General features: G+C 73.6%; 11 protein-coding genes and 1 pseudogene. 8 read left to right on the top strand and 4 right to left on the bottom strand.

From position 1 onward, the window contains the following. Positions 1-109 precede the first annotated feature (109 nt). Together IAG42_RS06835 and IAG42_RS06830 are read left to right on the top strand one after the other, a co-directional pair. Complete coding sequence (locus IAG42_RS06835; RefSeq protein WP_188336130.1) at positions 110-1171, top strand: ABC transporter permease; 1062 nt, start codon at positions 110-112, stop codon at positions 1169-1171. Further along, on the top strand, positions 1168-1860 hold the full coding sequence (locus tag IAG42_RS06830) for an ABC transporter ATP-binding protein (RefSeq protein ID WP_188336129.1): 693 nt from the start codon (positions 1168-1170) through the stop codon (positions 1858-1860). Before IAG42_RS06835 ends, IAG42_RS06830 begins: the two co-directional genes overlap by 4 nt. A 197-nt stretch (positions 1861-2057) precedes the next feature. On the opposite strand, the gene IAG42_RS06825 is transcribed toward IAG42_RS06830, so the two are convergent. Continuing rightward, positions 2058-2870 (bottom strand): IclR family transcriptional regulator, encoded by an 813-nt coding sequence (locus IAG42_RS06825; protein WP_188336128.1) that lies wholly within the window; start codon positions 2868-2870, stop codon positions 2058-2060. A 208-nt stretch (positions 2871-3078) separates the two neighbouring features. On the opposite strand from IAG42_RS06825, the gene allB reads away from it, so the two are divergent. Beyond that, on the top strand, positions 3079-4419 hold the full coding sequence (gene allB, locus IAG42_RS06820) for an allantoinase AllB (RefSeq protein ID WP_188336127.1): 1341 nt from the start codon (positions 3079-3081) through the stop codon (positions 4417-4419). A gap of 80 nt (positions 4420-4499) precedes the next feature. On the opposite strand, the gene IAG42_RS06815 is transcribed toward allB, so the two are convergent. Beyond that, complete coding sequence (locus tag IAG42_RS06815; RefSeq protein ID WP_188336126.1) at positions 4500-5231, bottom strand: SDR family oxidoreductase; 732 nt, start codon at positions 5229-5231, stop codon at positions 4500-4502. A gap of 194 nt (positions 5232-5425) precedes the next feature. On the opposite strand from IAG42_RS06815, the gene IAG42_RS06810 reads away from it, so the two are divergent. Next, the gene (locus IAG42_RS06810) at positions 5426-5839 is read left to right on the top strand and encodes a ribonuclease (protein ID WP_188336125.1); all 414 of its coding nucleotides are present in this window, start codon (positions 5426-5428) and stop codon (positions 5837-5839) included. Here the strand turns inward: IAG42_RS06810 and IAG42_RS38440 are convergent. Further along, positions 5827-6147 (bottom strand): hypothetical protein, encoded by a 321-nt coding sequence (locus IAG42_RS38440; protein WP_317453297.1) that lies wholly within the window; start codon positions 6145-6147, stop codon positions 5827-5829. The two genes, IAG42_RS06810 and IAG42_RS38440, sit on opposite strands and share 13 nt — an antisense overlap. A gap of 179 nt (positions 6148-6326) precedes the next feature. Between IAG42_RS38440 and IAG42_RS06800 the strand changes: the two are divergent. The 3 genes and pseudogenes from IAG42_RS06800 to IAG42_RS06790 all read left to right on the top strand — a co-directional run bounded on the left by IAG42_RS06800 (position 6327) and on the right by IAG42_RS06790 (position 9637). After that, positions 6327-7586 (top strand): annotated as a pseudogene (locus tag IAG42_RS06800) (sensor histidine kinase). Positions 7587-7677: 91 nt separating this feature from the next. Next, entirely contained in the window at positions 7678-8343 is a 666-nt protein-coding gene (locus tag IAG42_RS06795; protein ID WP_188336124.1) for a response regulator, read from the top strand. Positions 8344-8449: 106 nt separating this feature from the next. Next, complete coding sequence (locus IAG42_RS06790) at positions 8450-9637, top strand: cytochrome P450 family protein (protein ID WP_188336123.1); 1188 nt, start codon at positions 8450-8452, stop codon at positions 9635-9637. 355 nt (positions 9638-9992) lie between these two features. Here IAG42_RS06790 and IAG42_RS06785 read toward each other — a convergent pair whose 3' ends face one another. Then, the gene (locus IAG42_RS06785; RefSeq protein WP_188336122.1) at positions 9993-10991 is read right to left on the bottom strand and encodes a Gfo/Idh/MocA family protein; all 999 of its coding nucleotides are present in this window, start codon (positions 10989-10991) and stop codon (positions 9993-9995) included. Positions 10992-11134: 143 nt separating this feature from the next. On the opposite strand from IAG42_RS06785, the gene IAG42_RS06780 reads away from it, so the two are divergent. Then, positions 11135-11899 carry a GntR family transcriptional regulator gene (locus IAG42_RS06780; RefSeq protein WP_188336121.1) on the top strand — a complete coding sequence of 255 codons (765 nt, stop codon included), beginning with the start codon at positions 11135-11137 and terminating at the stop codon, positions 11897-11899. Positions 11900-11927 lie beyond the last annotated feature (28 nt).

The raw sequence follows: 11927 nt of genomic DNA, 5'->3' as shown, positions 1-11927 counted from the left end.
CGGCGGCGCGGTCAACCGAAAGTTTGAAAGCGGCCTCCCACCTTCGATTCGGGTGAAGCGTGCTGTGGCGCGATGCCCGCGCGGGGTCCCGGGCCGCAGGGTGGACCTCATGTTCGTCGCATGGAGAGACCTACGGTTCGCCAGGGGCCGGTTCGCCCTGATGGGGACCGTGATCGTACTGATCACACTGCTGGTGGGACTGCTGTCGGGACTGACCGCGGGCCTGGCCCGGGACAACACGTCCGCGCTGACCGCACTGCCCGCCGACCACCTCGCCTTCGCCCGGCCCGCCGCCGGCCAGTCGGTGTCCTTCACCGGCTCCGACGTCACGGAGAAACAGTGGCGGGAGCTGGGCGGGCGTCCGGGGGTGGACAGCGCCGAGCCGATCGGGATCCGTACGGTCAACGCCGAGGCGGGGCGGCAGAGCGCGGCCGTGTCCGTGTTCGGAGTGCGGCCGGACTCCGGGCTGTCGCCCGCCGCCACCGGGCCCGGCTCCGTGGTCCTCTCCGCGAAGGCCGCCGACGAGCTCGGCGCCGCACGCGGCGACCGGATCGAGCTGGGCGGGCGGCGGCTCACCGTCACCGCCGTGTCCGGCCAGGACTCGTACAGCCACACGCCCGTCGTCTGGGCCGATCTCGGCGACTGGCAGTCCCTCGCGCACTCGACCGGCGCCACGGTCGTCGCACTGCGCACCTCGGGCGGTGCGGACCTCGCCGCCGCCGACCGGGCCGCCGGCACCGAGTCGACGACCATCGAGGGCGCGCTGGCCGCCATAGGCTCCTACCAGGCGGAGAACGGCTCCCTGCAGCTGATGCGCGGCTTCCTCTTCGTGATCTCGGCGCTCGTCGTCGGCGCGTTCTTCACCGTCTGGACCATCCAGCGCAGCGGCGACATCGCCGTCCTGAAGGCGCTCGGCTCCTCCACGCCGTACCTGCTGCGCGACGCGCTCGGGCAGGCCGTCGTGATGCTCGTCGGCGGCACGGCCGTCGGGACGCTGCTCGCCTGGCTCTTCGGGACGATCGTGCCGGACGGCGTGCCGTTCGTCCTCGAACCCGTGACCGTGCTCGGCCCCGCCGCGGTGATGACCGTGCTCGGTCTCGTCGGCGCCGCCCTGTCCGTCCGGCGGATCACCGCCGTCGACCCCCTCACCGCCCTCGGGAGCGCCCGATGACCCTGCTGCTCGACGACATCACGCTCACCTACCCCGACGGGGACGGGCGGCTCACCGCGCTCGACCGCGTCGGCCTGGAGGTGCCCGCCGGGACCCTGACCGCAGTGGTCGGCCCCTCCGGCTCCGGCAAGTCCAGCCTGCTCGCGGTCGCCGCGACGCTGGTCACGCCGGACAGCGGGCGGGTCGTCATCGACGGTACGGAGGCGACGGGGCTGAGCCGGGCCGACGCGGCGGCGCTGCGGCGCCGGGCCGTCGGGATCGTCTTCCAGCAGCCCAATCTGCTGCCGTCGCTGACCGCCCTGGAACAGCTCCAGGTCATGGCCCACCTGGGCGGGGGCCGGCCGCGGGACGTGCGGGAGCGGGCGGCGGAACTGCTCGACTCCGTCGGCCTCGCGGGGCAGGCGCACCGCCGGCCGCACCAGCTGTCCGGCGGGCAGCGGCAGCGGATCAACATCGCGCGGGCGCTCATGAACGGGCCGCGGGTGCTGCTGGTCGACGAGCCGACCAGTGCGCTGGATCATGAGCGGGGGGCGGCCGTGCTGGAGCTGATCGGGGGGCTCACGCGGGAGCGGGGGACAGCCACGGTGCTGGTCACCCATGATCGCGGGCAACTCGGGGTCGCCGATCAGGTCGTCGAGATGGTGGACGGGGTTCTCGCCGAGGCCGGCGTCCGGGGTGGGACGGCCTGACCGTCGCCGCCCGCACGTCTCGTCGTGGCTGGTCGCGCAGTTCCCCGCGCCCCTGAAGGCGAGCGGCTTCGCCGCTCAGCCTTCATCTGAGAAATGCGGCGCGCAGCGCCTGCATTTCAGGGGCGCGGGGCTGTGACATCAGCGGCTGCGCCGCGGGGCGCAACCAGCCCCCACGCACCCGCACCCCGCGACGAGACCTAGAGACCCGCCCCGTTCCCGTTACCCGTGTTGGCCAGCGCAGTCGACAACTCACGCGCCACCTGCTGGAGCACCGGCACGATCTTGTCCGTCGCCGCCTCCGTGACCCGGCCCGCGGGGCCGGAGATGGAGATCGCCGCCGCCGTCGGCGAGTCCGGCACGAGCACCGCGAGGCACCGGACTCCTATTTCCTGCTCGTTGTCGTCGACCGCGTACCCGAGCCCGCGCACCTCTTCCAGCGCGTCCAGGAACCCGTCCGGCGTCGTGATCGTCTTCTCGGTCGCCGCCGGCATCCCCGTACGGGCGAGCAGCGCCCGCACCTCGTCCGCGGGCGTGTGCGCGAGCAGCGCCTTGCCCACGCCGGTCGAGTGCGGCAGCACGCGCCGGCCGACCTCGGTGAACATGCGCATCGAGTGCTTGGAGGGGACCTGGGCGACGTAGACGATCTCGTCACCGTCGAGCAGCGCCATGTTCGCCGTCTCGCCGGTCTCCTCGACCAGGCGGGCCAGGTAGGGGCGGGCCCAGGTGCCGAGCAGTCGGGAGGCCGACTCGCCGAGGCGGATCAGGCGGGGGCCCAGCGCGTAGCGCCGGTTCGGCTGCTGGCGTACGTAGCCGCAGGCGACCAGGGTGCGCATCAGGCGGTGGATCGTGGGCAGCGGCAGGCCGCTGCTGGCGGAGAGCTCGCTCAGGCCGACCTCGCCGCCGGCGTCGGCCATCCGCTCGAGCAGGTCGAAGGCGCGCTCGAGGGACTGGACACCACCGGCCGCGGGTTTGGCGGTCTCGGTGGTGCTGGCGTGGGACGGCGTCGGCACGGCGCGTTCCTTTCGAGGACAGGCAGGCAGTGGTGCAGCCTACCCGGCGGTTTCCTTCCGGGTCCTGTCTTGACCCCTAAGTTCGTCGGTAGCTACGTTCTGCGTATCGGAATCATAATTCCACTTTGTGGAAACATCCAGAGCCTTGACGGCTCGCATGTCGGAGTGAAAACTCCTTCAACAGAACGTTGAAATGAGGAGGTCCACGGTGTCGGACGTCGAACTGGTACTGCGCTCGAGCCGCGTCATCACCCCCGAAGGTACGCGGCCCGCTTCGGTCGCCGTCGCCGGCGGGAAGATCGTCGGGGTGCTCGCGCACGACGCCGAGGTGCCGGCCGGGGCCCGCCTCGAGGACTTCGGCGACCACGTCCTGCTGCCCGGCATCGTGGACACGCACGTCCACGTCAACGACCCGGGCCGCACCGAGTGGGAAGGCTTCTGGACGGCCACCCGCGCCGCTGCGGCCGGCGGCATCACGACCCTCGTCGACATGCCGCTGAACTCGCTGCCGCCCACCACCACGGTCGACAACCTGCGCACCAAGCAGGAGGTCGCCGCGGCCAAGGCGCACATCGACGTCGGCTTCTGGGGCGGCGCCCTGCCGGACAACGTCAAGGACCTGCGCCCGCTGCACGAGGCCGGCGTCTTCGGCTTCAAGTGCTTCCTGTCGCCCTCCGGCGTCGACGAGTTCCCGCACCTGAACAGCGACCAGCTCACCGCCTCCATGGCCGAGATCGCCGGCTTCGGCGGCCTGCTCATCGTGCACGCCGAGGACCCGCACGAGCTGGACGTCGCCCCGCACAACAGCGGCCCGAAGTACGACGACTACCTCGCGACCCGCCCGCGCGTCTCCGAGGACGTCGCGATCAAGGGCCTGATCGACACCGCCAAGCGGATCGGCGCCCGCGTCCACATCCTGCACCTGTCGTCCTCCGACGCGCTGCCGCTGATCGCCGCCGCCAAGGCCGAGGGCGTCAAGCTCACCGTCGAGACCTGCCCGCACTACCTCACGCTCACCGCCGAGGAAGTCCCGGACGGCGCCAGCGAGTTCAAGTGCTGCCCGCCCATCCGCGAGGCGGCCAACCAGGACCTGCTGTGGCAGGCGCTGGCCGACGGCACCATCGACTGCGTCGTCACCGACCACTCGCCGTCCACCGCCGACCTCAAGACCGACGACTTCGCCACCGCGTGGGGCGGCATCTCCGGTCTCCAGCTGAGCCTCTCGGCGATCTGGACCGAGGCCCGCAAGCGCGGCCACTCCCTCGAGGACGTCGTCCGCTGGATGTCCGAGCGGACCTCCGCGCTGGTCGGTCTCGACGACCGCAAGGGCGCCATCGCCGTCGGCCGCGACGCCGACTTCGCCGTCCTCGCCCCCGAGGAGACCTTCACGGTCGACCCGGCCGAGCTCCAGCACCGCAACCGCGTCACCGCCTACGCCGGCAAGACGCTGCACGGTGTCGTCAAGTCGACCTGGCTGCGCGGCGAGCGCATCGTCTCCGAGGGCGAGTTCACCGAGCCGCAGGGCAAGCTGCTCGACCGCTCCAAGTAAGCCGTCCCGTACGGGACCTGCGGGGCGCACCGGCCTGACAGCACCGGTGCGCCCCGCGTCTTCGTGTCCCGCGCCGCGCGCTACGCGGCGTGCCCGCCGTCGACCGCGAACTCGGCGCCCGTCACGTAACTCCCGCCCGGGCCCGCCAGATGGGCGACCGTCCGCGCGACCTCGTCGGCCGTGCCGAACCGGCCGAGCGCCGTCATCTGCGCCTGGCCCGCCGCGAACGGGCCGCCGGCCGGGTTCATGTCCGTGTCGATCGGCCCCGGATGCACGATGTTCGCCGTGATCCCGCGCCCGCCCAGCTCCCGGGCCAGCGCCTTCGTCAGACCCGTCAGCGCCGCCTTGCTCATCGCGTACAGCGTGCCGCCGGGGCCCGGCACCCGCTGGGTCATGCACGTGCCGATCGTGACGATCCGGCCGCCCTCGCCCAGGACGCCCGCCGCGGCCTGCGAGGCGAGGAAGACGCCCCGCACGTTGACCGCGAGGACCCGGTCCACGTCCGCGAGCGTGAGCCCGTCGAGCGGGCCGAGCACCCCGACGCCCACATTGTTGACCAGTACGTCGAGCCCGCCCAGCCGGTCCGCCGTCGTCCGCACCGCCCCGGCCGCCTCGGCCGCGTCCGCCGAGTCGGCCCGCACCGCGACCCCGCGCCGCCCCGCCGCCTCGATCCCGCGCACCACCTCCTGGGCCGCGTCCTTGTCCCGTACGTACGTGACCGCCACGTCGAAACCGTCGCGGGCCAGCCGCAGCGCCGTCGCCGCGCCGATCCCGCGGCCGCCGCCGGTCACCAGAGCCACCTTGCCGTTCATGTCCGCCTCCAGGGCTTGTCGTCGGCTCGTCGCCTTCCTGTCCCGCCATTCCAGTCGGCCGCGGCTACGGAAGCTGGCGGCAATCGGACGCCGAGGCGGCGCGGCCTCACGGGGCGTCAGCGCGACGGGTTAACTCCTGGAAAACAAGGCGCAGTTGGTGTTGACGGCTCCTCTACGCGCGTCACACTGAAGGCATGAAGATTCCCCCACGCTTCATCAGCGTCGCCGCGATCGCAGCCGCCCTCTTCCTCGGCGGCCCCGCCACCGTCGCCGCCGAGGCCGCCCCGGCCCCGGTCTCCGCGTCCGTCCTGTCCACCGCCGCCGTCGGCGACATCTGCTACTCGGCCCTGCCCTCGCAGGCGCACGACACCCTGGACCTCATCGAGCAGGGCGGCCCGTACCCGTACGAGCAGGACGGCACCGTCTTCCAGAACCGCGAGGGCGTCCTGCCCCAGCAGACCACCGGCTACTACCACGAGTACACGGTCATCACCCCGGGCTCCGACACCCGCGGCGCCCGCCGCATCGTGACCGGCGAGCGCAGCCAGGAGGACTACTACACCGCCGACCACTACGCGACGTTCGACCTGGTCGACTACGCCTGCTGATCCGAGCCCTTCGGACCCGAGCCCTTCGGACCCGGGCCCTCAGGGTCCGGGTCCTCGCGGTCCGGGTCCTCGGGGTCCGGGCGCGGACCGAGCCGGCTCTCGGCGGCCGCGAGCACGGCGACCGCCAGCACGATCAGCGTGATGCTGCCGTACACCTCGCGGCCGTCGAGAAAGCCGAGATGCCGGATCAGGCCCCAGGTCAGCCGACCGGTGAACGCGTGGATCAGGCCCACGACGCCCTGCATCATCATGATTCCGCCGACGGCCTCCAGGGCGTGCCGCACCCGCTTCTTCTCCGTGTCGTCCATACCCAGGACCCTCGCCCCGCGGACCCCCCACCCGCATCGGCCGCGGGGCGAGGCGCACGCCCCAAAGGTCGCCTCCCCGGCGGTGCGCGCGCGACCGAAGTCGTTCTCCGTGCGACTTCGGTCGCGCGCCGGGCGCAGGAGACGGCCCCGGCCGTCTGCCGTGCGTAGATTTGTCGACCATGGAGACACCCCGGCAGAGCGCCGCCCCGACGACCGCGGACCGCCCGCGGCCGCCCTGGCGCCGGCTGCCCCCGGCCGCCGACGAGCTCGACCTCGACCCCGAGGGGAGGCCGGGCCGCCGCCGGCGCACCGCCCGTGACTGGACCGTCGACTTCGGCTGCTTCCTCATCGCCGTCTTCCTCGGGCTGACCTTCTCCCAGGAGGTCTAGGACGACCCGGACCTGCCGCGCGCCGTCGCCCTCCTCGACCAGGCCGTCGGCGCCCTCGCCTGCGCCGGTGTGTGGCTGCGGCGGCGCTGGCCGCTCGGCTACGCGGTCGCGATGATCCCGGCCGGGTTCCTCTCCAACACCGCGGGCGGCGCCGTCCTGATCTCGGTCTTCACGGTGGCCGTGCACCGCCCGTTCCGCGACGCCGCCTGGGTCGCGGGCGTCTCGGCGGCCCTCATGCCGCTCTTCTACTGGTGGCGGCCCGAGGCCGGGACCTCGTACGGGGTGTCCGTCGCGTTCACCGTCGTCCTGCTGATCACGGTGGTCGGCTGGGGCATGTTCGTCCGGTCCCGGCGCCAGCTCCTGCTGTCGCTGCGCGAGCGGGCCCGGCGTGCCGAGACCGAGGCCGGGCTCCGCGCCGAACAGGCCCAGCGCCTGGCCCGGGAGGCCATCGCCCGCGAGATGCACGACGTCCTCGCCCACCGGCTCACCCTGCTCAGCGTGCACGCGGGCGCCCTCGAGTTCCGGCCCGACGCTCCCCGCGCGGAGATCGCCCGCGCCGCCGGAGTCATCCGGGAGAGCGCGCACGAGGCGCTGCAGGACCTGCGCGAGATCATCGGCGTGCTGCGGGCCGGCGACCAGGGCGACGAACCGGGACGCCCCCAGCCCACCCTCGCCGCGCTCGACGGGCTCGTCGCCGAGTCCCGCGAGGCCGGGATGAAGGTCGGCCTCGACAACCGGGTCCGCGAACCGGCGGCCGCCCCCGCCTCCGTCGGACGCACCGCCTACCGCATCGCCCAGGAGGGCCTGACCAACGCCCGCAAGCACGCCCCCGGCGCCGAGGTCACCGTCACCGTCGACGGCGCCCCCGGCGACGGGCTCACCGTCACCGTCACCAACCCGCCGCCACCCGGCCCGGTCCCGCACGTCCCCGGCTCCGGACAGGGCCTGATCGGACTCACCGAACGCGCCACGCTCGCGGGCGGCCGCCTCGACCACGGCCCGGCCCCCGACGGAGGCTTCGCGGTGAAGGCCTGGCTCCCGTGGCCCTGATGACACCCGGCCACGGCGACGGGGCGCCGCACGCCGTCCCTGCCCCTGATCTTGATGACCCCGGTGACGACCACATGACTACGGTGGGGACATGAACCCGACCCGACTGCTGCTCGTCGACGACGACGCCCTCGTCCGCTCCGGCCTCAGACTCATGCTGGGCGGTGCCGACGACGTCGAGATCGTCGGAGAGGCCTCCGACGGGGCACAGGCCGTCGAACTCGCCGCCACGGCGCGGCCCGACGTCGTCCTCATGGACATCCGGATGCCGGTCATGGACGGGCTCACCGCCACGGAACGGCTGCGCGCGGCGCCCGACGCCCCCGAGGTCGTCGTCCTCACCACCTTCCACGCCGACGAACAGGTCCTGCGGGCCCTGCGCGCGGGCGCGGCCGGATTCGTCCTCAAGGACGCCACACCGGCCGAGATCCTCGGCGCGGTGCGCAGCGTCGCGGCCGGCGACCCCGTCCTCTCCCCGGCCGTCACACGGCAGTTGATGACCCACGCCGCCGCGACCGAGCGCGAGAACCGCTCCGCGCGCGCCCGCGCGCGCGTGGCCCTGCTCGCCGAGCGCGAGCGCGACGTCGCCCTCGAAGTGGGCCGCGGCAAGTCCAACGCGGAGATCGCCGCGACCCTCTACATGAGCGTCGCCACCGTCAAGACCCACGTCTCCCGCGTCATGACGAAGCTGGACCTCAACAACCGGGTGCAGATCGCCCTGCTCGTCCACGACGCGGACCTGCTCGACGCGCCCTGACCGCGCTCAATTCACCACCTCCGCGCAGCCGTTCGGGAACCCTCGGCGCGCCGGGGGAGTTGGACCAGGGACGACCGGACAGGCGGGGAGAGGGAGGCCACGGCACATGGGCTCAGCACGAGGACCGGTGGACCTGGAGGAGTACGCGGGCGGAGCCGAGGCGTTCTGGGCCGACCCGTACCCCACCTACGAGCGGCTGCGGAAGCTCGGACCCGTCCACCACGTACGCGTTCCGGGCCCCGAGCCCCGTCAGGACCTGTGGCTCGTCGTCGGGCACGAGGCCTCCCGCGCCGCGTTCACCCACCCGAGCCTCGTCAAGACCACGCCCGGCGTACGGGAGATGGACCCGATCGGCCGCCACCTTCTGGTCGCCGACCCGCCCGAGCACGGCCGGCTGCGAGCCCTCGTGACCCGCGAGTTCACCCCGCGCCGGGTGGAGGCGCTCGCCCCGCGCATCCAGAAGATCACCGACGAGCTGCTCGACGCGATGGTGCCGCTCGGCTCCGCCGACCTCATCGAGGCGCTCGCCTTCCCGCTCCCGTTCGCCGTCATCTGCGAGCTGCTCGGCGTGCCCGACATCGACCGCGACCGGTTCCGGCGCATGTCGACCGAGGTCGTGGCGCCGACCGCGGCGCCCGACGGCAGCCTGATGCTCGAACTCATCGAGTTCTTCGACGCGTTGATCGAGGACAAACGGTGCTCCGCCCCCGCCGACGACCTGCTCGGCGCCCTCATCCGCACCACCGCGGAGGACGGCGACCGGCTGTCGCCCACCGAGCTGCGCGGCATGGCCTTCCTGCTGCTGATCGCGGGCCACGAGACGACGGTGAACCTGATCGGGAACGGCGTACGGGCGCTGCTCGACCACCCCGAGCAGCTCGCCGCGCTGCGGGCCGACATGTCGCTGCTCGACGGGGCGGTGGAGGAGATGCTGCGCTACGACGGGCCGGTCGAGACCTCCACGTACCGCTTCTCCGCGGCGCCCGTCGAGATCGGCGGGACGGTGATCCCGGAGGGGCAGCCGGTGCTCATCGGGGTCGGGACGGGTGGGCGGGACCCGGAGCGGTTCCCCGCGCCGGACGACTTCGACATCCGGCGGGACGCGCGCGGGCATCTCGCGTTCGGGCACGGGATCCACTACTGCCTGGGCGCTCCGCTGGCTCGGCTGGAGGGGCGGGTCGTGCTTCGGGGGCTGCTCGAGCGGTGCCCGGGGCTCCGCCTGGACGAGGTTCCTGGTCAGTGGCTGCCGGGCATGCTGATGCGGGGGGTGCGCGAGCTGCGCGTCCGCTGGTAGGGGGCGGCTTCGGCTTCCAGCTCGGCGGGTGCCGGGTCGTCGCCGGGTGCGGGTGGGTGGGGGCTGATCGCGCAGTTCCCCGCGCCCCTGGAAGGCAGCGGCTTCGCCGCGCCTTCCCCCGATGACAGGCACCCCGCACCTTGATCGGGGAAATGCGCCCGAAGGGCTCGCATTTCAGGGGCGCGGGGAACTGCGCGAGAAGCCCCACCGGCCCGCGACCGCGCACGAGCCCGCACCTACCGGCCCGCGACCGCGCACGAGCCCGCACCTACCGGCCCGCAGCCGCGTACGAGCCCGCACACGCCGGCCCGCAGCCGTGCGACGACCCGGCACCCCACCCGGGCGGGAGCGGCGATCAGGTGCCGGGGATCTCGGACAGGCGGACAACCCTGCGCTCCGCGCGGGACAGCTCGCAGGCCTCGGCGACCCGCAGAGCGGCCAGCGCCTCCCACCCGTCGCAGGGATTGTCCCGCTCGCCCTGGGCCACGGACACGAACGCCTTGAGCTCGGCCTCGTACGCCGGGGCGAACCGCTCCAGGAACCCGGGCCACGGCTTGGGCGCGGCCCGCGGCCCCTCCGGCTCCGTGGAGGCGATCGGCGTGCGGTCGTCGAGGCCGACGACGACCGTGTCCCGCTCGCCCGACAGCTCCATGCGCACGTCGTACCCCGCGCCGTTGCACCGCGTCGCCGTGGCCGTCGCCAGCGTCCCGTCGTCCAGGGTCAGGACGACCGCCGCCGTGTCCACGTCCCCGGCCTCGCGGAACATGGGCGGCCCCGCGTCGGACCCCGTCGCGTACACCTCGACGATCTCCCGCCCGGTCACCCAGCGCAGCGCGTCGAAGTCGTGCACCAGGCAGTCCCGGTACAGCCCGCCCGACAGCGGCAGGTACGCGGCCGGCGGCGGCGCCGGGTCCGAGGTCATCGCGCGCACGGTGTGCACCCGGCCGAGCTTTCCCTCGCGCACGGCGGCCCGCGCCGCCGTGTACCCGGCGTCGAAGCGCCGCTGGAACCCGAGCTGCAGCACGGTGCCCGCCGCCTCGACCTCCCGCAGCGCGGCCAGCGTCCCCGGCAGGTCGAGGGCGATGGGCTTCTCGCAGAAGACGGGGAGACCGGCCCGCGCCGCCCGCCCGATCAGCTCCGCGTGCGCGGCCGTCGCGGCGGTGATCACCAGCGCGTCCACGCCCCACTTGAAGATCTCGTCGACGCTCGGCGCGGCCGTCGCGCCGATCCGCTCGGCGAGCGCCTGAGCCCGCCCGGGCTCGGCGTCGGTGACGACGAGCGAACCCACCTCACGCTCCAGAACCCCCGCGTGAAAGGTGCCGATGCGGCCCGTTCCGATCAGTCCGATGCGCATGGGACTCAACGTGCCGCCCCGCCGGGAACCTGTCAATCCTTTGTCCTGACAAACACCCGTCCGCCCGGCCCCGCCGCCTCCCGGCCGTTTTGTCCGGACAACCGGACTTCCCGTCAACCGTTCCCGCCGCTAACCTCGCCCGCGTGGCCAAACCCGTAGCCGATCCGACCGGCACCCTGGAGCTCGGCGTCGACCGCAGCAGCCCGGTGCCGCTCTACTTCCAGCTGTCCCAGCAGCTGGAGGCGGCGATCGAGCGCGGCGCGCTCAGCCCGGGCAGCCTGCTCGGCAACGAGATCGACCTCGCGGGCCGGCTCGGCCTGTCCCGGCCCACCGTCCGCCAGGCCATTCAGGCCCTCGTCGACAAGGGCCTTCTCGTGCGCCGCCGCGGCGTCGGCACCCAGGTCGTGCACAGCCAGGTCCGCCGCCCCCTCGAACTCAGCAGCCTCTACGACGACCTCGCCGCCGCCGGCCAGCGCCCCGAGACCCGCGTCCACACCAACATCCTCGTACCCGCCACCGCCGAGGTCGCCGCCGAACTCGGACTGGCCGAGGGCGAGCCGGTGCACCGCGTGGAGCGGCTGCGCCTGGCCCACGGCGAGCCCGTCGCGTACCTGTGCAACCACCTGCCCACCGGACTCCTCTCCCTGGAGGACTCCCGCCTGGAGGCCACCGGCCTGTACCGGCTGATGCGCTCCGCCGGCCTCACCCTGCACAGCGCCCGCCAGTCCGTCGGGGCGCGCGCCGCCACCCCCGCCGAGGCCGGACACCTCGGCGAGGCGGAGGGCGCGCCGCTGCTCACCATGCGGCGCACCACCTTCGACGCCACCGGCCGCGCCGTCGAGTTCGGCGCCCACGTGTACCGCGCCTCCCGCTACTCCTTCGAGTTCCAGCTCCTCGTCCGGCCCTGAGGCCCCCGGGCCCGAGCCCGCGGGGTCC

This window comes from Streptomyces xanthii, assembly GCF_014621695.1.
Lineage (GTDB): Bacteria > Actinomycetota > Actinomycetes > Streptomycetales > Streptomycetaceae > Streptomyces > Streptomyces xanthii.
Note: the sequence above shows the minus strand (reverse complement) of the source record. Positions and strands in the feature narration are given on the sequence as shown.

Coding starts and splice junctions, on each gene's coding strand:
- IAG42_RS06835 (WP_188336130.1), top strand. CDS start 110: ATGTTCGTCGCATGGAGAGACCTACGGTTCGCCAGGGGCCGGTTCGCC.
- IAG42_RS06830 (WP_188336129.1), top strand. CDS start 1,168: ATGACCCTGCTGCTCGACGACATCACGCTCACCTACCCCGACGGGGAC.
- IAG42_RS06815 (WP_188336126.1), bottom strand. CDS start 5,231: ATGAACGGCAAGGTGGCTCTGGTGACCGGCGGCGGCCGCGGGATCGGC.
- IAG42_RS06810 (WP_188336125.1), top strand. CDS start 5,426: ATGAAGATTCCCCCACGCTTCATCAGCGTCGCCGCGATCGCAGCCGCC.
- IAG42_RS38440 (WP_317453297.1), bottom strand. CDS start 6,147: ATGGACGACACGGAGAAGAAGCGGGTGCGGCACGCCCTGGAGGCCGTC.
- IAG42_RS06795 (WP_188336124.1), top strand. CDS start 7,678: ATGAACCCGACCCGACTGCTGCTCGTCGACGACGACGCCCTCGTCCGC.
- IAG42_RS06790 (WP_188336123.1), top strand. CDS start 8,450: ATGGGCTCAGCACGAGGACCGGTGGACCTGGAGGAGTACGCGGGCGGA.
- IAG42_RS06785 (WP_188336122.1), bottom strand. CDS start 10,991: ATGCGCATCGGACTGATCGGAACGGGCCGCATCGGCACCTTTCACGCG.